This is a genomic window from thiotrophic endosymbiont of Bathymodiolus puteoserpentis (Logatchev), from assembly GCF_900127505.1.
GTDB lineage: Bacteria > Pseudomonadota > Gammaproteobacteria > PS1 > Pseudothioglobaceae > Thiodubiliella.
Map to the genome: position 1 here is coordinate 30,293 of NZ_UEXF01000073.1, position 2,136 is coordinate 32,428.

At 33.3% G+C, this 2,136-nt stretch carries 2 protein-coding genes and 1 pseudogene; all 3 read left to right on the forward strand.

All coding sequences use genetic code 11. The annotated features are described in order from the left end of the window. Window positions 1–331: transposase (locus tag BHECKSOX2_RS08935; protein ID WP_139683381.1), on the forward strand; the 331-nt coding region annotated here is incomplete at its 5' end. A gap of 271 nt (window positions 332–602) precedes the next feature. Continuing rightward, a pseudogene (locus BHECKSOX2_RS08940) lies at window positions 603–1,226 on the forward strand (LicD family protein); the annotation flags it as partial. Window positions 1,227–1,504: 278 nt separating this feature from the next. Beyond that, window positions 1,505–2,136, forward strand: a 632-nt coding sequence (locus tag BHECKSOX2_RS08945; protein ID WP_139683382.1) for a glycosyltransferase, incomplete at its 3' end; no start/stop codon positions are given.

A 2,136-nucleotide genomic window follows, 5' to 3' on the forward strand; every position in this document is an offset into this window, starting at 1 on the left:
TGGTGAAGTTTATGCCGATAGTGCTTATGCTAACAAGAAAAACGATGAAAAACTTGGTAAACAAAATAACAAAGTTCTACACAGGGCTTACAGAAATACACCACTTACAGACAGACAAAAACAAGAGAATAAACAACGATCATCCATTCGCTATATTGTTGAACGCACTTTTGGCTTACTCAAACAACATCATGGATTAGCCAAGGCAAGATACCTTGGATTAGAAAGAAACAAAACTAGAGCGCAACTTATTGCTATGAGTCACAATCTTAAAACTGGGATGAATATTTTTAAACAAATGCGAAGTCTAGGGGATTGTTACGCCCAATGAGTGGGAGAGGACTAAAAATAGGGAAATAAAGCAATAAACAGCTGGGAAAATAAGGTTTTTTTTGGACTTTATGAAAAAATACAGGTAGTTTTGAAAATATTTTTGAAAAAATCTAAAAATTAAAATTAGGGTGGAGAATTATGAGTTATGCAAAAGTCTCTAATGATTACAAAAAAGCTATCGCTATAATAAAACTTTCACTGAAAAAATGACGAACAATGAAGGGTATAGGTATCTAACGCCCGCAACACTAAAAGACCTGCAAATAGAATTGTTAAATCTACTTAAAATCTTTGATAAAGTTTGCAGAGAAAATAAGATAGAATATTGGCTGGATTATGGCACATTATTGGGTGCTGTTCGGCATAAAGGCTTTATTCCTTGGGATGATGATATTGATATTAGTGTGCCGGCGATTGATTACCATAGACTTATGTCTGCATTAAATTCTGAATCAAAAACCAATAAAAATATTTTTTTATATTATGAGTGTCACAATACACCAAAAAACTTTTATGAAAAATTGGCTAGTACCAAAATGATGATGTGCGGAAAAAATCATAAACTGTTTGCCTGTTTTATTGATATTTTCCCTGTTAGAATGATTAATAAGATGGATAAAAAGAAGGATATAAATCTTGTAAATACCACTGAATATTTTACTAACGGAGGTGTTAGAAGTGGTAAAAAGATTGACAAAAAATATCGTAAAAATATCTTGAAGGATGCCCTCATTGAAAAACAAAAATTTATTCAATATTTTCATGAATATCTACCTAATTGTAATTGCAGACCATCAAAAAGCGTGGTAGCAACGGAAATTATGGTTTTCAATGAAGAGACCAACGATTATTTTCTTTATACAGATATATTTCCATTAAGAAAAATAACCTTTGAAGGGATAGACTCTTTTATGCCTAATAACTTTGAAAATTATTTAAGTGTTATTTATGGAGACTATATGACGCCCCCCTCTAAATCTAAACAGATCTCCAAGCATGCAAATAAATTTTATTTTTGCCATTCCGATCAATTTGCATTAGAGGCTACTACTACTAATTTGATTGAACAAAATAAAGATTTTTATCGTTATTCTACACATCGGTTTTTTAGAAATTTGGCTATAAATATCGGCATGTATAAAAAAATAAAAAAATGGTTATATTAAAATAAATGACAACAAATATGAAATTTTCGGTGTTAATGTCAATTTACCATAAAGAAAGCCACCAGTATTTTGATAGGGCGATGCGAAGCGTGTGGGATGAGCAAACGATTAAACCTAATGAAATAGTTTTGGTGGAGGATGGTCCGTTGACTGATGGGCTCTATCAGGCTATTAGAGAATGGAAAGAGAGGCTGACTAATGCCTTGCAGGTTGTTTCCCTTAAAGAAAATGTTGGTGTTGGTGCTGCTAAGAATATTGGTATAGAGATGTGTAATTGTGAGTTGATTGCGGTGATGGATACGGATGATGTGTCGTTACCTAAGCGGTTTGAGAAACAGTTGGCAGTATTTGAGAATCAAGATGTTGATGTTTGCGGTGCTTGGATAGGAGAATTTGAGCTTAACGAAACTCAGATAATATCTTACAGAAGAACTCCTGAGCAGCATAATGAGATAGTGGCATTTGCCAAAGGCAGAAGTCCTGTTAATCATGTGACGGCAATGTATAAGAAATCTTGGGTACTGAATGTGGGTAATTATGCTAAGTATAGAACCAGTGAAGATTACAATTTGTTCGTTAAGTTGATTATGACTGGGGCAAAGATTTATAATCTACAAGAGTCGTTAGTGAGTGTGCG